The 20,043-nt window shown below is 73.0% G+C and carries 20 protein-coding genes; all 20 read right to left on the bottom strand.

What is annotated here, in order from left to right:
- Nucleotides 1–22: 22 nt before the first annotated feature.
- Complete coding sequence (locus ACFQPP_RS04790; protein WP_376915413.1) at nt 23–940, bottom strand: RluA family pseudouridine synthase; 918 nt, start codon at nt 938–940, stop codon at nt 23–25.
- On the bottom strand, nt 940–1,506 hold the full coding sequence (gene lspA / locus ACFQPP_RS04785) for a signal peptidase II (protein WP_376915412.1): 567 nt from the start codon (nt 1,504–1,506) through the stop codon (nt 940–942). The genes ACFQPP_RS04790 and lspA overlap by 1 nt, the downstream gene beginning before the upstream one ends.
- On the bottom strand, nt 1,507–2,136 hold the full coding sequence (locus ACFQPP_RS04780) for a DivIVA domain-containing protein (protein ID WP_376915411.1): 630 nt from the start codon (nt 2,134–2,136) through the stop codon (nt 1,507–1,509). It abuts the gene before it with no gap.
- Nucleotides 2,137–2,230: 94 nt separating this feature from the next.
- Nucleotides 2,231–2,518 carry a YggT family protein gene (locus ACFQPP_RS04775; protein WP_376915410.1) on the bottom strand — a complete coding sequence of 96 codons (288 nt, stop codon included), beginning with the start codon at nt 2,516–2,518 and terminating at the stop codon, nt 2,231–2,233.
- Nucleotide 2,519: 1 nt separating this feature from the next.
- Nucleotides 2,520–3,005, bottom strand: coding sequence for a cell division protein SepF (locus ACFQPP_RS04770; protein ID WP_376915409.1), 486 nt, complete (start codon nt 3,003–3,005; stop codon nt 2,520–2,522).
- Nucleotides 3,006–3,031: 26 nt separating this feature from the next.
- Nucleotides 3,032–3,703 (bottom strand): YggS family pyridoxal phosphate-dependent enzyme, encoded by a 672-nt coding sequence (locus ACFQPP_RS04765; protein WP_376915408.1) that lies wholly within the window; start codon nt 3,701–3,703, stop codon nt 3,032–3,034.
- Between the two features lie 11 nt (nt 3,704–3,714).
- Nucleotides 3,715–4,911, bottom strand: coding sequence for a cell division protein FtsZ (gene ftsZ / locus ACFQPP_RS04760; protein ID WP_376915407.1), 1,197 nt, complete (start codon nt 4,909–4,911; stop codon nt 3,715–3,717).
- A gap of 157 nt (nt 4,912–5,068) precedes the next feature.
- On the bottom strand, nt 5,069–6,085 hold the full coding sequence (locus tag ACFQPP_RS04755) for a cell division protein FtsQ/DivIB (protein WP_376915406.1): 1,017 nt from the start codon (nt 6,083–6,085) through the stop codon (nt 5,069–5,071).
- On the bottom strand, nt 6,082–7,488 hold the full coding sequence (gene murC / locus ACFQPP_RS04750; protein WP_376915405.1) for a UDP-N-acetylmuramate--L-alanine ligase: 1,407 nt from the start codon (nt 7,486–7,488) through the stop codon (nt 6,082–6,084). Before murC ends, ACFQPP_RS04755 begins: the two co-directional genes overlap by 4 nt.
- On the bottom strand, nt 7,485–8,564 hold the full coding sequence (locus tag ACFQPP_RS04745) for a glycosyltransferase (protein ID WP_376915404.1): 1,080 nt from the start codon (nt 8,562–8,564) through the stop codon (nt 7,485–7,487). The genes murC and ACFQPP_RS04745 overlap by 4 nt, the downstream gene beginning before the upstream one ends.
- Nucleotides 8,564–9,775 (bottom strand): putative lipid II flippase FtsW, encoded by a 1,212-nt coding sequence (gene ftsW, locus ACFQPP_RS04740; protein ID WP_376915403.1) that lies wholly within the window; start codon nt 9,773–9,775, stop codon nt 8,564–8,566. Before ftsW ends, ACFQPP_RS04745 begins: the two co-directional genes overlap by 1 nt.
- Nucleotides 9,720–11,243 carry a UDP-N-acetylmuramoyl-L-alanine--D-glutamate ligase gene (gene murD / locus ACFQPP_RS04735; protein ID WP_376916751.1) on the bottom strand — a complete coding sequence of 508 codons (1,524 nt, stop codon included), beginning with the start codon at nt 11,241–11,243 and terminating at the stop codon, nt 9,720–9,722. The genes ftsW and murD overlap by 56 nt, the downstream gene beginning before the upstream one ends.
- Nucleotides 11,233–12,378 carry a phospho-N-acetylmuramoyl-pentapeptide-transferase gene (gene mraY / locus ACFQPP_RS04730; protein ID WP_376915402.1) on the bottom strand — a complete coding sequence of 382 codons (1,146 nt, stop codon included), beginning with the start codon at nt 12,376–12,378 and terminating at the stop codon, nt 11,233–11,235. Before mraY ends, murD begins: the two co-directional genes overlap by 11 nt.
- Entirely contained in the window at nt 12,375–13,772 is a 1,398-nt protein-coding gene (murF, locus tag ACFQPP_RS04725) for a UDP-N-acetylmuramoyl-tripeptide--D-alanyl-D-alanine ligase (protein ID WP_376915401.1), read from the bottom strand. The genes mraY and murF overlap by 4 nt, the downstream gene beginning before the upstream one ends.
- Nucleotides 13,769–15,298: a Mur ligase family protein gene (locus ACFQPP_RS04720; protein WP_376915400.1), complete on the bottom strand. Its 1,530-nt coding sequence runs from the start codon at nt 15,296–15,298 to the stop codon at nt 13,769–13,771. Before ACFQPP_RS04720 ends, murF begins: the two co-directional genes overlap by 4 nt.
- Nucleotides 15,299–15,314: 16 nt before the next feature.
- Nucleotides 15,315–17,120, bottom strand: coding sequence for a peptidoglycan D,D-transpeptidase FtsI family protein (locus tag ACFQPP_RS04715; RefSeq protein WP_376915399.1), 1,806 nt, complete (start codon nt 17,118–17,120; stop codon nt 15,315–15,317).
- Nucleotides 17,121–17,179: 59 nt separating this feature from the next.
- The gene (locus tag ACFQPP_RS04710) at nt 17,180–17,752 is read right to left on the bottom strand and encodes a hypothetical protein (protein WP_376915398.1); all 573 of its coding nucleotides are present in this window, start codon (nt 17,750–17,752) and stop codon (nt 17,180–17,182) included.
- Nucleotides 17,749–18,699 carry a 16S rRNA (cytosine(1402)-N(4))-methyltransferase RsmH gene (gene rsmH / locus ACFQPP_RS04705; protein WP_376915397.1) on the bottom strand — a complete coding sequence of 317 codons (951 nt, stop codon included), beginning with the start codon at nt 18,697–18,699 and terminating at the stop codon, nt 17,749–17,751. Before rsmH ends, ACFQPP_RS04710 begins: the two co-directional genes overlap by 4 nt.
- A gap of 96 nt (nt 18,700–18,795) precedes the next feature.
- Complete coding sequence (mraZ, locus tag ACFQPP_RS04700) at nt 18,796–19,227, bottom strand: division/cell wall cluster transcriptional repressor MraZ (RefSeq protein WP_376915396.1); 432 nt, start codon at nt 19,225–19,227, stop codon at nt 18,796–18,798.
- Between the two features lie 423 nt (nt 19,228–19,650).
- The gene (locus ACFQPP_RS04695) at nt 19,651–20,022 is read right to left on the bottom strand and encodes a DUF3040 domain-containing protein (protein WP_376915395.1); all 372 of its coding nucleotides are present in this window, start codon (nt 20,020–20,022) and stop codon (nt 19,651–19,653) included.
- Nucleotides 20,023–20,043 lie beyond the last annotated feature (21 nt).

Raw genomic sequence — 20,043 nt, 5'->3', positions numbered from 1 at the left:
GCGCGGCGCTGGCGCGAGGGCGTCAGCCCTCGAGCACCTCGAGCGCGCGCCGCAGGTCGGCGCTCGGCTCGCTCGTCGTCTCGAGCCACTCGCCCGTCGCGGGGTGCGAGAACCCGAGGCGCACGGCGTGCAGCCACTGCCGCTCCAGCCCGAGCCGCGCCGAGAGCGTCGGATCCGCGCCGTACATCGCGTCGCCGAGGCACGGGCGCCGCTGCGCCGCCATGTGCACGCGGATCTGGTGCGTGCGACCCGTCTCGAGGTGCACCTCGACGAGGCTGCCGTCTCGGAAGGCCTCGATCGTCTCGTAGTGCGTCACGGCGTGCTTGCCGCTCGACACGACCGCGAAGCGCCACTCGTGGCTCGGGTGCCTGCCGATCGGCGCGTCGATCGTGCCGCGCAGCGGATCCGGATGACCCTGCACGGCAGCGTGGTACACCTTCTCGACCTCGCGGTCGTGGAACTGCGCCTTGAGCGACGCGTAGGCGCGCTCGCTCTTCGCCACGACCATGAGCCCGCTCGTGCCCGCGTCGAGGCGGTGCACGACGCCCTGCCGCTCGGCGGCGCCCGACGTCGAGATGCGATAGCCGGCGGCGGCGAGCGCACCCACGACGGTCGGCCCCGTCCATCCCATCGAGGGGTGCGCCGCGACGCCGGCGGGCTTGTCGACGACGACGAGGTCGTCGTCGTCGTGCACGATGCCGAGGTCCGGAACGGGGATGGGCTCGATCGTGGGCTCGCGCCGCGCCTCCCAGCGCACCTCGAGCCAGGCCTCGCCGCGCAGCCGGTCGGACTTGCCGAGCACGCGACCGTCCTGCACGGCCCCACCCGCCTCGATGGCGTCGGCGACCGCGGTGCGCGACAGGCCGAGCACGCGTGCGATGCCGGCGTCGGCCCGCAGCCCGTCGAGGCCGGGCGGCACGATGAGCGAGCGCTCCTCCATCAGTCCTCGGCGCGCGTGGGCGCGGGGTCGACCGCCGGCGTCGGGTCGGGCTCCGGCTCGTCGGTGCGCCGGACGCCGTCGAGCCCGACGCCGCGCAGCACGAGCACGATGAACGCGCCCATCGCGCAGACGACGAACATGTCGGCGACGTTGAAGATCGCCGGGAAGCCCCAGACCTGGATGTAGTCGATGACGTGGCCCTGCAGGCCCCCCGGCTCGCGGACGATGCGGTCGGTGAGGTTGCCGACCACGCCGCCCAGCAGGGCGCCGAGCACGATCGCCCATGCGAGCGACCGCACCCTGCGCGCCTGCCACACGATGAAGAGCGCCACGGCCGTGGAGATGATCGTGAAGATCCACGTCGAGCCCGCGGCGAGCGAGAACGCGGCGCCGGGGTTGCGCACGAGATGCCACTGCAGCAGCTCGCCGACGACCTGCACGCGCTCGCCCTCGTCGAGCGTCGCCAGCACCCACTCCTTCACGAGGAGGTCGACGAGCCAGACCGCCACGGCGATGCCGCCGAGCAGTCCGACCAGGCGCCAGGCGACGCCGCGCGCGGCCGCCACCTACTGGGTGGGGGCGGAGCCGCCGAACGCGAACGACGTGCGGTCGAGGTCGCGCAGCTGGCTCTCGATGTAGCCGCGGAGCTTGAGGCGGTAGTCGCGCTCGAACGTCTGCAGCTCGTCGATCTTCGTCTCGAGCTCGGCCTTGACCTTCTCGCGGTCGGCCTTCGTGCGCTCGAACTCCTGCTCGAGGTCGGCCTTGCGCTTCGCTGCCTGCTTCTCGATCTCCGCTGCCTCGCGCTCGCCCTCGGCGACCAGCTCGTCCTTGCGGCGCTGGCCCTCGGCGACGTGCTCGTCGTGGACGCGCTGCGCGAGCGCGAGCAGGCCCTCGGGCGAGACGGCGCTCGAGGAGGCCTCGGGCTCGGCGGGTGCCGGGGCCGCCGGCGCCTCGACGACGGGCGCGGGCTCGGCTGCGGCCTCGGGAGCGGGCGCCGATGCGGGGGCTGCGGCTGCGGGGGCGCCGGACTCGAGCTCGGCGACGCGCGCCTCGAGGCGCTCCTTCTCGGCCGTGAGCGCGCGGAACTCGGCCACGATCTCGTCGAGGAAGTTGTCGACCTCGTCCTGGTCGTAGCCGTCGCGGAATCGCGTCGTCTCGAACGTCCTCGCGACGATGTCGTCCGGCGTCAGTGCCATCGTGCAGCCTTTCCTCGAGTGGATCGGAGTCGACGGTCGTGCGCGGCTCCGGGGGATGGATCGCGGGCCAGCCTACCGGGCCGCGAGGGATGGATCAGGCGAACGCACCCGCGATGACGATGACGACGAGCACGAGCGCCATGAGGATCAGCATCGACAGGTCGACGGCGGCGCCGCCGACGCGCAGCGGCTTGACGAAGCGGCGCACGAGGCGCAGCGGCGGATCCGTCACGGCGAGGATCGCCACCGACACGGCGAGCCAGAAGCCCTTCGGCTTCCAGTCCCGCCGCACCTGCCGCACGACGTCGAGGATGAACCTCGCCCACAGCATGTAGAAGAGGACGTACGCCGCGAAGTGGACGACGAGGGCGATGATCTGCACGTCAGTGCGCGAAGGCGTCGGGCTCGCCGACCTCCATGCGACCGCCCGCGACCGCGATGTGCTCGGGCGTGAGCAGGTAGACCTTGGTGGTCACGCGCTCGATGCGGCCCTGCAGGCCCTGCGTGAGGCCGGCCGAGAAGTCGATGAGACGACGTGCGTCGCCATCGGTCATCTGCGACAGGTTGATGATGACGGGCGTGCCGTCGCGGAACGCGCCGGCGATCTCCTGCGCGTCCTTGTACTGGCGCGGGTGCACCGTGAGGATCTCGTGCATGGCTCCGACCTGCTGGGTGGCGGGTCGCAGCGGCGCGACGGCGCGCGGCTTCGACTCCTGGCGTTCCGGGCGCTCCACGCGGTCGGCGCGACGCTCCGCGCGCTCCTCGCGCTGCTCCGGCTCGGAGGCGCGCACGGCGGGCGACTCCTGGGTCAGCTCGTCCTCCTCGGCGAAGCCGAAGTAGACGGCCGCCTTCTTCAATGCGTTGCTCATGCGATCCTCCCGATCTGCACTCCAGGCTACGGAGTGGTGGGCCGTTCTCCCGTGATTGCCGTGCCGATCCGCAGGTGTGTCGCGCCATGCTCGAGCGCCACGCGCCAGTCCTGCGACATGCCGGCAGACAGCCAGCGGGCCGTCGGTGCGATGCGGTGCACCCGATCGGCGTACGTCGCGAGGCGCGCGAAGGCCGATGCGGGCTCCTCGCCGAGGGGTGCGATCGCCATAACGCCGAGCAGGCGCAGCGCCGGCGACGCCTCGACGCGCTCGGCGAGCGCCTCGAGTCCATCCGGCGCGACGCCGCCGCGACCGGGATCGTCGGTGAGGTTCACCTGCACGAACGCGTCGCGCACCGGCAGCTCGTCGCCGGGCTCGCCGCCCTCGAGCGCCTCGACGATGGCCGCCGAGTCCACCGAGTGGAGCACGTGCGCGTAGCGCGCGACCTGCCGCGCCTTCTTGCGCTGCAGCTGGCCGACGTGGTGCCACGTGAGGCCGAGGTGCGCGAGGGCGGCCGCCTTGTCGCGGGCCTCGGGGTGCCTCGACTCGCCCATGTCGCGCTGACCCGCGGCAGCGAGCTCGGCGACGAGGGATGCCGGGTGGAACTTCGTGACCACGACGAGCGTCGCGTCGGCGCCGTGGGGCGCCGACGCGATCTCGTCGCGGATGGCTGCGAGCCGCTCGGCCGCGGTCGACATCCGCCCCGCTCCTACTGACGCAGGAAGTCGGGGAGGAACTCGTCCTCGTCCTCGTCGCTGTCCGACAGCGGCTGCACGGGGCCCGTGAGGTGCTGCGGCACCTCGGGGGTGGGCCCCGCGTGGCGTCCGGGCGCCTGCGGCTCGGCGGCCTCGGCCGACTCGCTCGCCGCGGCACCGGTGCCTGCGGCGAGGAAGCCGCCGACGCCCATGTCGCGCGCGGGCGTCGAGCGCAGCACCGTGTCGTCGGTCTTCGCGACGGGTGCGCCGCCGTCGAAGCCCGCGGCGATGACCGTGACGCGCACCTCGTCGCCGAGGGTGTCGTCGATGACGGTGCCGAAGATGATGTTGGCCTCGGGGTGCACGGCCTCCTGCACGAGCTTCGCGGCGTCGTACGTCTCGTGGATGCCGAGGTTGCTCGACGCCTGGATCGAGAGCAGCACGCCGTGCGCGCCGTCGATCTTCGCCTCGAGCAGGGGGCTCGCGACCGCGAGCTCCGCCGCCTTGATCGCGCGGTCCGCGCCGCGCGACGAGCCGATGCCCATGAGCGCCGAGCCCGCGCCCTGCATGACGCTCTTGACGTCGGCGAAGTCGACGTTGATGAGGCCCGGCGTCGTGATGAGGTCGGTGATGCCCTGGACGCCGGCGAGGAGCACCTGGTCGGCGGTCTCGAAGGCCTCGACCATCGAGATGCCCATGTCGGAGATCTCGAGCAGTCGGTCGTTGGGGACGACGATGAGCGTGTCGACCTCGTTCTTCAGCGCCTCGACGCCGGCCTCGGCCTGCGCCTGGCGGCGCTTGCCCTCGAACGAGAACGGCTTCGTCACGACGCCGACGGTCAGGGCGCCGAGGCTCTTGGCGATGCGCGCGACGACGGGCGCGCCGCCCGTGCCGGTGCCGCCGCCCTCGCCCGCGGTGACGAAGACCATGTCGGAGCCTGCGAGGGCCTCCTCGATCTCCTCGAGGTGGTCCTCGGCGGCGCGTCGCCCCACCTCGGGGTCGGCGCCTGCGCCCAGACCCTTCGTGAGCTCGCGGCCGACGTCGAGCTTGACGTCGGCGTCGCTCAGCAGCAGCGCCTGCGCATCGGTGTTGATGGCGATGAACTCGACGCCTCGCAGGCCGAGGTCGATCATCCGGTTCACGGCGTTCACGCCGCCGCCGCCGACGCCGACCACCTTGATGACGGCGAGGTAGTTGTTGTTCGAAGTCACGGTCCGGCCCCTCGATCGAAACCTTCAACCTCAGGTAGAGGTTTAGAGATTTCCTCAGCGTTCGTTGTCGGATCCGACGGTACGGCGGTGCGTCGGCGCCGCGGCCGAGACACGCCGCGCGGCTGCGAGGAACGAGATGAGGATCGTGCCGCGCGCGTCAGGGACGCACGACGGGATGCTCGGGCGCGCTGACGTCGAACGTCGCGGGCGTCGCCGGATCGGCCGCCGCGACGAGCGCCGAGAGCACGTCGGCCTTGAGCCGCGCGTCCTCCGCGCTCCCCCACACGACCTGCTGGCCGGCCACGAGCGTCATCGCCACGTCGTCGCTCGTCGACGCCGTGATCGTCGCGACCTGGTCGCGCAGCGACCGCGGCATCGCGACGAGCGACGCCGCGACCGCCTCGTACGCGGCCGACCCGACCTCGACGTCCTGCAGCCGGGGCAGCACCGTCGCATCCGGCGGGCCCAGCACGACGCCCGCGGGATCGAGCATGACGTCCTGCCCGTCGGCCTCCACGACGACCACCGGCTGGCGCTCGACGACGCGCACGACGATGGCGCCCGGCGGCACGACGTCGACCACGAACGACTCGAGGCCCGTGAACCGCTCGAGGTCCTCGCGCACCCCGCCGTCGGTCACGGTCGCGATCGGCTGCCCGAGATGGCCCGAGAGCGCCGCCTGGATCGCCACGGCGTCGACGCGCTGCGAGCCCTGCACCTCGATGGTGCGCACCGCCATGAGCGGCGAGTGCACGAGGCCGACGAGCAGCGCGAACGAGCCCACGAGCACGCCCGCGGCGACGAGCGCGCCGCGCAGGCGCCCGCGGGACGCCGCCGTGAACCTCCGCACCTCCGCGCGCTCGGCGCGGCGCCTCGCCCTCGCCGCCTGCCGCGCCGTCGCCGCCGCCTGACGCGCCTCCGCGCGGTCGATGCGCAGCTGCCGCAGCTCGGCCTCGCGCAGCAGCCGATCCGTGCGGCTCGCGTGCGACTCGCTGCGTCGACGAGCGCCCGGCTGCGCGACGATCGGCGCCTCCTCGGTCGCGCCCGCGGCCTCCGCCGGCTGCGGCGCGACGACGGCGCGCGGCTCCTCCGGCTCCTCGGCCCGCGGGGGCTCTGGCTGCCGCGGCGGCCGCGGCGGCCGCGGCGGCCCGTCGAATCCCTCCGGGCGCCTCACCCGTCGCCGTCCGTGGCCTCGAGCGAGGCGAGCAGCTGCGGGATGATGCGGTACACGTCGCCGCACGACAGCGTCATCACGAGGTCGCCGTCGCGCGCGATCTCGCCGACGCGATCGGCCGCCGCCTGCCAGTCCGGCAGGAAGTCGACGCGGTCGGCGTCGTCGAAGGCGCCCGACACGAGGGCACCCGTCACGCCCGGGATGGGGTCCTCTCGTGCGCCGTAGACGTCGAGCACGATCGTGTGGTCCGCGAGGCGCTCGTAGGCGGCCGCGAACTCGCCCGCCATGTCGCGCGTGCGGGAGTACAGGTGCGGCTGGTGCACCGCGATGAGCCTGCCGCCGCCGAGCACGGTGCGCGCCCCGGCGAGCGCGGCCTCGACCTCGGCGGGGTGATGCGCGTAGTCGTCGTACACGCGCACGCCGCGGCGCTCGCCGTGCGACTCGAAGCGGCGGCCCGTGCCCGCGAAGCCCGAGAGCGCCTCCGCGGCCTCGGCGGGCGCGATGCCGAGCTGCAGCAGCACGGCGAACGCACCCGCGGCGTTCACGGCGTTGTGGTGCCCGACGACGTCCATCGCGATCGCGTGCCGCTCCCCCGCGTGCTCCACGACGCAGCGGATGCCGGCACCCGTCTCGACGTCGCGCACGCGCACGTCGGCGTCGTCGTGCTCGCCGAACGTCACGACGCGCTCGTGGCCGACGAGGTCGCGCACGCGGCGCGCACCGGCGTCGTCGCTCGAGATGACGACCGCCTCCGAGGCCGCGTCGGCGAAGCGCGCGAACGCCGCGTCAAAGGCGCCGGGGGTGCCGTAGTGGTCGAGGTGGTCGGTGTCGACGTTCGTGACGAGCGCCACCGCGACGTCGTAGAGCAGGAACGAGCCATCCGACTCGTCGGCCTCGAGCACGAAGAGGTCGCTCGGCCCGTGGCCGCTCGAGCCGCCGAGACCCGCGATCGTGCCGCCGTTGACGTAGCTCGCACCCGCGTCCAGCCGGTGCAGCGCCCAGACGACCATGCCGGTCGACGTCGTCTTGCCGTGCGCGCCCGCGACGGCGACGAGGCGCTTGCCGCGCGCGAGCAGGTGCAGCGCCTGCGAGCGATGCAGCACGGGGATGCCGCGCTCCTGCGCCGCGACGAGCTCGGGGTTCGTGGGCCACAGCGCGCTCGTGACGACCACGGCGTCGACGTCGGCGGGGAGGTTCGCGGCGTCGTGCCCGATGGCGACGGCCGCGCCGTGCGCGACGAGGGCATCCACCGTCGCCGAGCCGGAGCGGTCGGAGCCCGACACGCGCACGCCCTCGTCGAGCAGCATGTGCGCGATGCCCGACATGCCCGAGCCGCCGATGCCGATCATGTGCACGCGCTCGATGCCCTCGGGGATGGGCTGGGTCAGGTCGGGCTCGATCATCGCTGCTCCTGGATCGCTGCGTGCACGAGGTCGCACATGCGGTCGTCGCCATCGGCGATCGCCGAGCCGCGCGTCGCCGACGCCATGGCGGCGACGCGGTCGCGATCGGCGAGCAGGGGCACGAGGGCGTCCTCGGCCCACCCCGACGCCATGAGGCCGTCGTCGACGAGCATCGCACCGCCCGCGGCGACCTGGTCGTGCGCGTTGAGCGCCTGCTCCCCGTTGCCGTACGGCAGCGGCACGTAGACGGCCGGCAGCCCGACGGCCATGAGCTCGCTGACCGTGAGGCTGCCAGCACGGCAGACCACGAGGTCGGCAGCCGCGTACGCGAGATGCATGCCGTCGAGGTACTCGACCGCGACGTAGTGCTCGACGGTCGCGGGCTCGAAGTCGGTCTGCCTGCCGCCGGAGAGGTGCAGGATCTGCCAGCCGGCGTCGACGATGGCGGGCGCCGCGGCGACGATGGCGCGGTTGATGGACCGGGCGCCCTGCGAGCCGCCCGTCACGAGCAGGGTGGGCCGCTCGGCGTCGAGCCCGAGCTCGGCCCGCGCCCTCGCGCGCAGGCCCGCGCGGTCGAGCGTCGTGATCGAGCGGCGCAGCGGCATGCCGACGACGGTGCCGGGCAGCGTCGTCGGTGCGTAGGTGAGGCCCACGTGGCGCGTCCAGCGCGCCCCGAGCCGGTTCGCCATCCCCGGGCGAGCGTTCGCCTCGTGGATCGCGAGGGGCGTGCGCGAGAGATGCGCGGCGCGGTACGCGGGAGCGGACGCGTAGCCGCCGAACCCGACGACGACGTCGACGTCGCGCTCGGCGACGAGGGCGCGCACGCGCCGGACGGTCGGCGCCCACGAGCGGGCGAAGCGCATCGCGGCAGCATCCGGGCGCCGCGGGAACGGCAGCTTCGGGATGGTCACGAGCTCGTAGCCCGCGGCGGGCACGAGGTCGCGCTCGAGCCCCTCCTGCGTGCCGAGCACGACGATGCGAGCGTCGGGCTCGCGCTCGCGCAGCCGATCGGCGGTCGCGAGCAGGGGGTTCACATGACCGGCGGTGCCGCCGCCGGCGAAGAGGTAGGACGACATCACGGTCCAGTCTGACGCAGCCGCGCCTCGCTGCGCGCGAGCGACAGCACGATGCCGATCGCCAGGAGCGTCGCGACGAGCTGCGAGCCGCCCGCCGAGATGAGCGGCAGCGGCACGCCGAGCACGGGCAGGAGCCCCAGCACGACGCAGATGTTCACGATGGCCTGGCCCACGATCCACACGAGCACGCCGCCCGTCACGATGCGCGTCATGGGCTGCCGCGCGTCGCGCACGATGCGCAGCAGCGCGACGGCGAGCACGACGAACAGCAGGAGCACGACGACGGCGCCCACGAGCCCGAGCTCCTCGCCGATGATGGCGAAGATGTAGTCGTTGTCGGCCTCCGCGAGCCACATCCACTTCGCGCGGGAGTTGCCGAGCCCCACGCCGAAGAGCCCGCCGTTGGCGAGCGCCCACATGCCGTGCAGCTGCTGCCAGCAGGTGTCGTAGTAGTCCTGGTCGGTGTTCTGGCAGCCGACGACGAATGACTGCAGCCGCTGCACGCGGGAGTCGGCCGACAGCAGCACGGGCACCGCGGCGACGCCCGCCGCGATGGCGGGCAGCACGAGATGCCACCACTTCACGCCCGCGAAGAACATCGTGCCGAGCACGACGATCGCGAGGATGATGACGGTGCCGAAGTCGTTGCCCTCGAGCACGAGCAGGATGAAGGCGCCCGCCACGGGGGCCACGGGGATCCACGCGTGCAGGAACCGCCTGCCGAGATCGTCCTTCAGGACGAAGATCGCCGCGATCCACACGCACAGCGCGAGCTTGCCGAGCTCGCCGGGCTGCAGCGTGAAGCCGCCGATCGACAGCCAGTTGCGGTTGCCGTTCACGACGATGCCGAGCGGCGTGAAGACCACGAGCGCCTGCAGCGCGATCGCGAGCAGGATGGCCGGCCACGCGAGCCTGCGCCACCACGACGCGGGCACGCGGCTCGCGATGAGCATGAGCGGCACGCCGACGAGGGCGAAGAGGCCCTGGCGCTGGAACGCGCCGAGCATCGAGCCGTTCTCGGCTCGGCTCTCGATCGCCGACGACGACGCCACCATCACGAGGCCGAACACGACGAGGAAGAGCGTCGTGCCCGCGAGCAGCAGCTCGTTGCCCGAGACCGTCGGGAACAGCCTGCGGAGCCGGACGACCGCGCTGCTAGCTCGGCCCGCCGCTGCCGGCGTCGGAGGGGCGTCCACCACCGTCGTCGCCATGGCTCCACCTCTCGCGCACCGCCTGCTGGAACTGCGTCCCGCGGTCGGCGTAGTCGCGGAACTGGTCCATCGACGCGGCCGCCGGGGCGAGGAGCACCGTGTCGCCGCTCGTCGCGTGCGCCAACGCTGCCGTCACCGCCGTCCGCATGACTCCACCAGTGTCGGGCTCGTCGACCTCGACGACCGGGATGCCGGGCGCGTGTCGCGCGAACGCGGCGAGCACGGCCTGCCGCTCGACGCCGATGACGACGGCGGCGCGGAGCCTGCCGGCGTGACGCTCGACGAGCGGGCCGACGTCGACCCCCTTCAGCAGGCCGCCGACGATCCACACGACCTGCGGGAAGGCCGTGAGCGAGCCGTCGGCCGCATGCGGGTTCGTGGCCTTCGAGTCGTCGACGAACCGCACCCCGTCGACCACGCCCACGAGCTCGGTGCGGTGGTGGTCGAGGCGGAACGAGCGGATGGCCGCGCGGATCGACGCGGGCTCGACGCCGACGGCCCGCGCGAGCGCGGCGGCCGCGAGCACGTTCTGCGCCATGTGCGGCGTCGCGAGGCCTGCGACGCCGAGATCGTCGAGGGTCGCGAGCTCGAGCGCCTGCGAGCGGCGGTCGTCGAGGAAGGCGCGGTCGACGAGGATGCCCTCGACGACGCCGAGCTCGGACAGGCCGGGCATGCCGAGGCCGAAGCCGATGGCGCGGCAGCCCTCGACGACCTCGGCCTCCTCGACCATCGACATCGTCGCGGGGTCGGCCACGTTGTACACGGCGGCGACGCGCGCGTTGCGATAGACCTTGGCCTTCGCCGAGCGGTAGGCGTCGGCGCCACCGTGCCAGTCGAGGTGGTCGTCCGCGAGGTTGAGGCACACGGCCGAGTGCGGCCACACCTCCCCGAGCGCGTGCAGCTGGAACGACGAGAGCTCGACGACGAGCACGTCGAAGCCCTCGGGGTCGCGCACGGCGTCGAGCACGGGCGTGCCGATGTTGCCGACGGGCGCGACGCGCAGGCCTCCCTCGCGCAGCATGTGGGCGACGAGCTGCGTCGTGGTGGTCTTGCCGTTCGTGCCCGTGACGAGCACCCACTCGGCTGCGCGCACCTTGTCGCGCACGCGCCACGCGAGCTCGACGTCGCCCCACACTGCCTGGCCGCGCGCCGCGGCGGCCACGAGCCACGGATGCGTCGGCGGCAGGCCGGGCGACGCGATGACGAGCTCGGCGTCGACGAGCGCATCCGGCGCGTCGGCTGCGCTCGCGACGACGGTCTCGACGCCGAGCACCGTCAGGATGCGCTCGCGCTCCGCGTCGCCCCGCTCGGCGACGACCGTGACCTGGGCGCCGAGCTCGACGAGCGTGTCGGCCGCCGCGAAGCCCGTGACGCCGAGGCCGAGCACGACGGCCCGGATGCCGCGCCAGTCGGCGTGCCAGCTCGTCAGCGAGGACAGGTCACGGGGCTCGGTCGCGTCACGGGACAGGATGGATCACCCAATCGAGGTAGAAGAGGCCGACGGCGGCGGCGACGAACAGGCCGGACACGATCCAGAACCGCACGACGATGCGGATCTCCGCCCAGCCCTTCAGCTCGAAGTGGTGGTGCAGCGGACTCATGAGGAAGATGCGCTTGCCGCCCGTGAGACGGAAGTACACGCGTTGCAGGATGACGCTGCCCGTGACGACGAGCGGCAGGCCGGCGACGAGCACGAGCAGCAGCTGCGTGTGCGTCATGATCGCGAGGCCCGCGAGCGCGCCACCGAGGCCGAGCGACCCGACGTCGCCCATGAAGAGCTGGGCGGGGCTCGTGTTGTACCAGAGGAAGCCGATGAGCCCGCCGGCGAGGCACGCGGCGACGACCGCGAGGTCGAGGGGCGCCTGCACGGCGTAGCAGCGGTAGAGGTCGGCGTCGACGGCGCCGCCAGGCACGGCGGCGTCGGGCTGCAGGCCGAGGCACGCCTGGCCGTTCTGCCAGAACCCGATGAGCACGAAGGCCGAGGCCGAGAAGATCGTCGAGCCCGACGCGAGGCCGTCGAGGCCGTCGAGCACGTTCACGGCGTTCGACGTCGCGACGATGATGAACACGAACCAGAGGACGGCGAGGCCGATGCCGACGACGAGGCCGAGGCGCGTGAGGTCGAGCCACTCGATGTCGCGCACGGCCGAGATGGCCGTCGAGGCCGGGGTCTGCCCGTGCTGGTCGGGCAGCTGGAGCGCGAGGACGGCGAACACGACGCCGACGAGCACCTGGCCTGCGATCTTCGCCCAGCCGCCGAGGCCGAGCGACTGCCGCTTGCGCACCTTGAGGTAGTCGTCGAGGAAGCCGACGGCCCCGAGCCCGACCATGAGCAGCAGCACGAGCAGCGCGGGCGCCGTCGGCATGTTCGGCACGCCGTCGAGCGAGCCGACGAGCTTGCCGCCGAAGTACCCGACGATCGTCGCGACGATGAACACGAGGCCGCCCATCTGGGGCGTGCCGCGCTTCGTGTGGTGCGACTGGGGTCCGTCCGCCCGGATGAACTGGCCCCAGCCGAGTCGCGTCGCGAGACGGACGTAGAGGGGCGTGACGAGCAGCGCGAACGCGAGCGAGATCGTGCCCGAGACGAGCAGCACGATCATGCGACGCCTCCGATCGCGTCGCCGAGATCCTTGAGGCCCGCCGAGAGCGACGACTTCACGAGCACGACGTCGCCGGGCTCGAGCGTCGCACGCAGGAGCGCGAGCGCCTGCTCGGCCGTCTCGACGTACGTCGTCTCCTGCCCGAACGACGACTCGTGCTCCGCGGCGTCGTGCACGGCCTTCGCACCCTCGCCGACGACGACGAGTCGCGCGATGCCGAGGCGCACCACGAGCCTGCCGACGCGATCGTGCTCCTCGACCTGGCTCTCGCCCAGCTCCGTCATGGCGCCGATGACGGCGACCGACCGTGCGCCCGAGGCGCGCGAGACGTGCGCGAGCGTGCGCAGCGCAGCCGCCATCGAGTCGGGGCTCGCGTTGTAGGAGTCGTTGATCACGACGACGCCCGACTCGGGGCGCAGCAGCTCCATGCGCCACCGCTCGGCACGCACCATCGACTCGAGCGCCGCGATGGCGTCGGGCATCGCGATGCCGAGCTCGTCGGCGACCGACAGGGCGGCGAGCGCGTTCATCACGTGGTGCTCGCCGAGGATGCGCAGGGTCATCGGCCACGACTCGTCGCCTCGGCGGATGACGGCGGAGGTGCCGTCGATCGTCGACGCGACGTCGTCCGCGCGCAGGTCGCCGGGCCTGAGCCCGTCGGCCTCGAGCCCGAACCAGCGCACGCGCGCATCGGTGCGCTCCGCCATCCAGGCGACGCGGTCGTCGTCGTGGTTGAGCACCGCGACCGCCGTCTCCGGCAGGTCGCGCACGAGCTCGTGCTTGGCGCGCTGCGTGCGCTCGACCCCGCCGAACTCGCCCGCGTGGGCGAGCCCGACCTTGAGCACGACCGCGACGTCCGGCATCGCGAGGCGCACGAGCGAGGCGATGTCGCCCTCGCGGCTCGCGCCGAGCTCGAGCACGAGGTAGCGCGTCGACGCCGTCGCGCGCAGCATCGTCATCGGTGCGCCGACCTCGTTGTTGAACGACTTGACGGGGCTGACGGTCTCGCCGTGGCGCTCGAGGATCGCCTGCAGCATGTTCTTCGTCGTCGTCTTGCCGTTCGAGCCCGTGATGCCCACGACGGTGCAGTGCTCGCGCACGGCGGCGACGACGTGCGCGGCGAGCGCCTGCAGGGCGGCGAGGCCGGAGGGGACGACGACGTGCGGCACGTCGTCGTCGATCGCGCGCTCGCACACGACGAGCGCCGCGCCCGCCGCGACGGCCGTGGGGACGAAGCGGTGGCCGTCGGTGACCTCGCCTGGCATGGCGACGAACACGTCGCCCGGCTCGACGAGCCGCGAGTCGGTCTGCACCGAGCCCGAGACGCGCACGTCGGCGCCCGCGAGGGTGCCACCGACCACGCGCGCGAGGTCGGATGCCTGCAGCGCGATCACTCGGTCCAGCCCGCCTCGTGCAGGGCGAGGATCGCCTCGTCGCGCGCGACGAACGGCTCGCGGACGCCTGCGACGTCGCGGTAGTCGGCATCGCCGGGGCCCGCCCACAGGATGGTGTCGCCGGGGCCGGCGATCGTGACGGCGAGACGGATGGCGTCCTCCTCGGGGCTGACCTCGTGCACGCGAGCGGCGTCGACCGCCCTCGCGCCCTCGAGGATCTGCGCACGGATGCTCGCGGCATCCTCCGTGCGCGGGTTGAAGTCGGTCACGACGAGCTCGTCGGCGTACGTGACGCCGATCCTGCCCATCTCGGCGCGCTTCGTCGCGTCGCGGTCGCCGTCGGCGCCGAAGACGAAGATGACGCGACCCTGGGTGACGCGCCGCAGCGCCTCGAGGGTGTGCTGGAACGCGTCGGGGCTGTGCCCGTAGTCGACGAACAGCGCCGGGCCGCGGTCGCCGGAGACGCGCTCCATGCGACCGGGCAGCGTCGCGCGGACGCCGCGCGACACCGACTCGGCGATGGCGTCGAGCTCGAAGCCGTCCTCGACGAGCATGAGCATCGCGATGGCGGCGTCGACCGCGAGATGCCTGCCGATGAAGGGGATCTCGACCTCGATCGTGCGCTCGCGGCCGACGAGCGCGAAGCGGGTGCCGTCGACGCGCTCCTCGAGCACCTCGACGCGCCAGTCCGCCTCCGCCTCCGTCGACGACACCGTCGTGACGGGGATGCGGGTCTCCTCGGCGACGCGCCTGCCCCACTCGGAGTCGACGCACACGACGCCGCGCTCGGCGCGGTCGGGCGTGAAGAGCTCGAGCTTGACGGCGAAGTACGCCTCCATCGAGCCGTAGTCGTCGAGGTGGTCATGGCTGAGGTTCGTGAACGACACGACATCGAACTCGACGCCGTCGATGCGGTGGCGCTCGATGGCCTGCGCGCTCACCTCGAGCACGGCGGCGCGCACGCCCGCCTCGCGCATGCGGGCGAGCAGCGCGTGCAGCTCGCTCGCCTCGGGCGTCGTGAGCTTCGAGGTGACGATCTCGTCGCCGACGTGGCGCTCGGCCGTCGTCGACAGGCCCGTGACGAAGCCGAGGTCGGCGAGGAGGCCCTCGAGCATGAAGGCGGTCGACGTCTTGCCGTTCGTGCCCGTGATGCCGTACAGCTTCGGCGGATCCTCCCGCGTGCGGTAGACCCACGCGGCGATCTCGCCGAGCGCGGCACGCGGCTCGTCGAGCACGATGATCGGCGCGTCGACGCCCGCGACCTCCGCGCCGGCGGCGTCCGTCACGACCGCGACGGCGCCGCGGCGCACGGCGTCGGCTGCGAACTCCGCGCCGTGCCTGCGCAGGCCGGGCAGCGCGGCGAAGATGTCGCCGGGGCGCACGTCGTGCGATGCGTTCGTGATCCCCGTGACCTCGACGCCGTCCGGGTCGCCGAGGGGCTCGAGCGCGAACTCGTCCACGAGCGCGCTGAGCGGCCTCGGCGTCGGATGCTCGGGCCTCAGGATCGGCGGGACGACTCCCTCCACCGTTCCACCGTCCATCTCAGTCGTTCCATTCGAGCGGCAGGTCTGGAGCCTGCGAGGTGCTCGGCGGGATGTCGTACTCCCGGATCAGGACACTCACCATATCGTGGAACAGCGGGATGGCTGCCGCGCTGGTGCGCTCCGTCTGGGGCAGGTCGAGCTGCACGTACACGACGAACTGCGGGTCGTCGGCGGGGAACACGCCCGACGTCGTGACGATGCGCTGCACGGGGTCGTAGCCCGCGGCGGGGTCGAGCACGACCTCCGCGGTGCCGGTCTTCGCGGCGACGCGGTACCCGGGGATCGGGAAGTCGACGGCGCCGTAGTCGGTGACGACGTGCTCCATCATCTGCAGGAGCGTGTCGGCGGTCTCCTCGCTGACGACGCGGTTCGAGTCGCCTGCCGCGGGCTCGACGACGGTGCCGTCGGCGAGGGTGCAGGAGCCGACGAGCCGCAGATCTTGCCGCACACCGCCGTTCGCGAGGGCCTGGTACGCGCCGACCATCTGCATCGGCGTCACCTGGATGCCCTGGCCGAAGAGCACGTTGAGCTGCGTCTGCGGGTCGAGCGACGTGGGCTCGGCCGCGAGCGGGAACGCCTCCTCGCCCGGGAAGCCCACCGTGGGCTCGCCGAAGCCGAAGCCCTCGAGGTAGTCGAAGTAGTCGTCGCGGCCGAGGCCCTGCGCGAGCTGCACCATGCCCACGTTCGACGAGTTGACGAGGATGCCGGTCGCCGTCCATCGCTCGTCGGCGTGCGACCGCGAGTCCGACACGCGGACCGGGCCGTCGGGGTCGTACCGCCAGGGCACCGTCTGCTCGTCCTCGGGCTGCACGAGCCCGAGGTCGAGCATGGCCGCCATCGCCATGGTCTTGAAGATCGAGCCGGGCTCGATGCCCTGCGTGAAGGCGAACGAGCCGCGGAACTCGGACGGGGTCGCCGCCGGGTCGTTGGGGTCGACCGACGGCGTCTCGGCGACGGCGACGAGCGTGCCGTCCGTCCGCGCGACGATGACGTTCGCGTGCTGCGCCTGGTACTGCTGGCGGTACTGCTCGGCGAGCTGCTGCGCCTGGAACTGCACGTCGGCGTCGATGGTGAGCGCGAGCGTGCCGCCGTCGGAGGCCTCGTCGGTCACGACGGTGCTGCCGGGGATGGGCGTGCCGTCCTCCGCGCGCTCGAAGGTCTGCGTGCCCTGCGTCGGCGCGAGGCACGAGTCGTTCTGCGTCATCTCGAGCCCGGCGAGCGGGCCGTCGGTGCCCATGAAGCCCACGAGGTTGCCGCCGACGGCACCCGCGGGATAGATGCGCTGCGGGTTCGAGCGCATCGTGACGAAGCCGATGGGCAGCTCGGTCTGCAGGTCGCGCATGCGCTGGTACTGCGTGCCGTCGAGGCCAGTGGCGAGCACGAGGTAGTCGGAGGCGGCGTCGGCCTGGAGCGCCGCGTCGACCGCGGCCTGGTAGGCGAGCGGGTCGTCGCCCGTGATCTCCGCGAGGCGCTCGAAGATCTCGCCACCCGTGACGACCTCGCCCGGCGCGAGCCCGTCGCGCTCCGTGAGGTCGTGCACGAACTGCGGCGAGATCGTGAGATCCCACCGGTCGACCGTGCCTGCGAGCACCGTGCCGTTCGCGTCGACCACGTCGCCGCGCGTGCCGTGCACCGGCACCGTCGCGCCCACGCGACCCGCCGCCTCGGCGTTGAGCGCCTCGGCGCGCACGAGCTGGATGTCGACGAGCCGCACGACGCATGCGCCCACGAGCGCCACGATGACGACGCCGGTGATGATCGACCGCAGACGCGTGTGGCGCCCCATGCGCTGCTTCGACGGCACGGCTCCCCTTCCTCACGTTCGCTCGCCCCTCGCGAGGCTCGCTGCGACGGTAGCGGCGACTAGCCCGAGACCCCGGGTGCCACGCCCTCGGCGGGCAGAAGCATCCCCGGGTAGGGCTCGGGCTCCGCAGGCTCCTCGGCCGGCGCCGGCGCCGCGGGCGCCTGCTGCGAGGGCTGCACGAGCTCGTTCGCGACGAGGAGGCTGCCGTCGGTGGCGACGGTTGGCTGCTGCATGTGCAGCGCGTCGGGCCCGCCGACGACCGCGCCGGTCGAGAGCTGCAGGAACATGCTCGCCTGGCCCTGCACCATGCCGAGCTGCTCGGCGGCGAGCGCGACCTGCTGCGGCGACTCGAGCGTGTCGAGGCGCTCCTGCAGCGTCTGCTCCTGGCGACCGAGCGTCGCCGACGTCGACTGGAGGCCGGCGATCTCGTAGGCGCTCTCGCCGACGAGCATCGACAGGCCCAGCTGGCCGAGGATGATCGCGCCGAGCCCTGCGAGCGCGACGGCGCCGTGCACGATGCTCGGGGCGCGGCGCAGACGGGGGCGCGGCAGGACGACGAGTCCCCTGCGACGCTCGGGGGCACGATCCGGGGTCCGCTCCGGCAGTGCGTGGATGGCGGGCAGCGCGCTCATGCTCCTCCTTCGATGCGCTCGGCGGCTCGCAGCCGCACGGGGATGGATCGGGGGTTCCTGGCCTGCTCGTCGGCGTCGGCCTGCTCGGCGCCGCGCAGCAGCAGCCGGTAGGGCGCGGCGTGCTCGGGCAGCGCGGCCGGCACGCCGAGCGGCGTGCGGTCGGTGGTGACGTCGCGCAGCGCGTGCTTCACGATGCGGTCCTCGAGCGACTGGTAGGCCATGACGACGATGCGCCCGCCGGGCTCGAGCGCGTCGAGCGCCGCGGGGATGGCGCGCTCGAGCACGCCCAGCTCGTCGTTGACGACGATGCGCAGCGCCTGGAACACGCGCTTCGCGACGTGCCCCTGCTTCTTGGCGGCGGCGGGCGTCGCGGCGTCGAGCACCTCGACGAGGTGGGCGCTCGTGACGATGGGGCGCTCCTGCCGCTCGCGCACGATCGCTCGGGCGTACCGGCTCGCGAGGCGCTCGTCGCCGTAGCGGTGCATGATGCGGGCGAGCTCACGCTCGTCGAGCGTCGCGACGAGCTCGGCGGCGGTCGTGCCCTCCTGCCCCATGCGCATGTCGAGCGGGGCGTCCCTCGAGTAGGCGAACCCGCGATCTGCGTCGTCGAGCTGCAGGCTCGAGACGCCGAGGTCGAACAGGATGCCGTCGAGCCGGTCGACGCCCGCGGCGTCGAGCGACTCCTCGAGCTCGTCGTACACGTGGCGCACGATGCGCACGCGGTCGCCGAAGCGGGCGAGCCGCTCCCCCGCGATGCGGATGGCGTCGGGGTCGCGGTCGATGCCGACGAGGGTCAGACCCGGGTGCCGCTCGAGCAGTCGCTCGGCGTGGCCGCCCATGCCGAGCGTCGCGTCGGCGACGACGGCGCCGTCGCGACCGGCGACGGGGGCGAGCAGCTCGAGGCAGCGCTCGAGCATGACGGGGGTGTGGAGTGCGTCTGCGGCCATGATGTGCGGGGCCCGATCCCGAATCCCGGATCCCCATCCGCGGTCGCGCCACCGGGGAAGTGCGGCGCGGCCTCGGCTGAGGGTCGAGGGCTCGGGTCAGAAGATCCCCGGGATCACCTCCTCCGTGGTGCTCGAGAAGTCGGCTTCCTTGGCCTCGTAGTAGGCGGTCCACGCGTCGGTGGCCCAGATCTCCGCGCGGTCGCCGACGCCGATGACGGTGAGGTCGCGCTCGAGGCCCGCGTACTCGCGGAGCGCGGGCGGGATCGTGATGCGGTGCTGGCTGTCGGGCGACTCGCTCGAGGCCCCCGAGAGGAAGAGGCGCAGGAAATCGCGGGCCCCGGCGCTCGTGAGCGGCGCCTGACGGATGCGCTCGTGCACCTGCTGGAACTCGATGGCGGAGAAGACGTAGATGCAGCGCTCCTGGCCGCGCGTGAGCACGATGCCCGACTCGAGGTCCTGGCGGAACTTGGCGGGCAGGATCACGCGGCCCTTGTCGTCGAGCTTCGGGGCGTAGGTGCCGAGGAACACTGCGCCCCCTCTCCATCCGGCCAGTGGTTGGGACGTGCGTGCTGCACGTTCCTCCACTCTACTCCACTTTCACCCACAGAGAACGGAGATCCGCTCGGATTCGCCGCGACTTCCCAGCAATCGCCTGGTGGAGTGCGGTGGAGGACGGGCAGGAGCCCGCGGGCGCGCCGAGGCCGCGCCACGAGCGGTGGTGGCGCGCGAGGGCGGGCGGGCGCCGCGCCGTGGTCGGCGTGGAGCGCCGTGGAGGGAGGCGCCCGCCGGCTCGATGCACAGGGCGTGGAGCGCGGTGGAGGGAGGCGCCCGCCGGCTCGATGCACAGGGCGTGGAGCGCGGTGGAGGGCTGCTCGTCGCCGCCGAGACGCGAGAAGGCCGGCCCCGTGGGGGCCGGCCTTCGAGCTCGTGTGGAGCGGTGCGGGTGGAGCGCTACTGCTGCTGGCGCTTGTCCCACTCGTCGCTCAGGCGATCCATGATCGACGAGCGGCTGCGCTGCTTCGGCGCCGCGCCCGTGGCGGGCGCGCCGTCCTCCGACGGCTCGGCGGGCTTCGACGCGGTGAGCGCGACCATGGCGCCCGCGACGGCGAGGCCGAAGCCCCCGACCCCGACGAGCGCGATCTGCACCACGACGCCCACGACCACGACGGCGAGGCCGGCGGCCACGAGCGCGATGCCGAGCGCCACGCGCGTGTAGTTCACGGTGCGGGGACCGCTCGACGTCGACACGATGTCGGCCTCGTGCTTGTAGAGGTTGCGCTCCATCTCGTCGAGAAGGCGCTGCTCCTGCTCGCTCAAAGGCATGTAGTCCCCCCAGGTTCCCGG

Origin of the sequence: Agrococcus sp. GCM10030265 (assembly GCF_042666675.1) — a bacterium.
In the GTDB taxonomy this organism is placed as follows: domain Bacteria; phylum Actinomycetota; class Actinomycetes; order Actinomycetales; family Microbacteriaceae; genus Agrococcus.
Note: the sequence above shows the minus strand (reverse complement) of the source record. Positions and strands in the feature narration are given on the sequence as shown.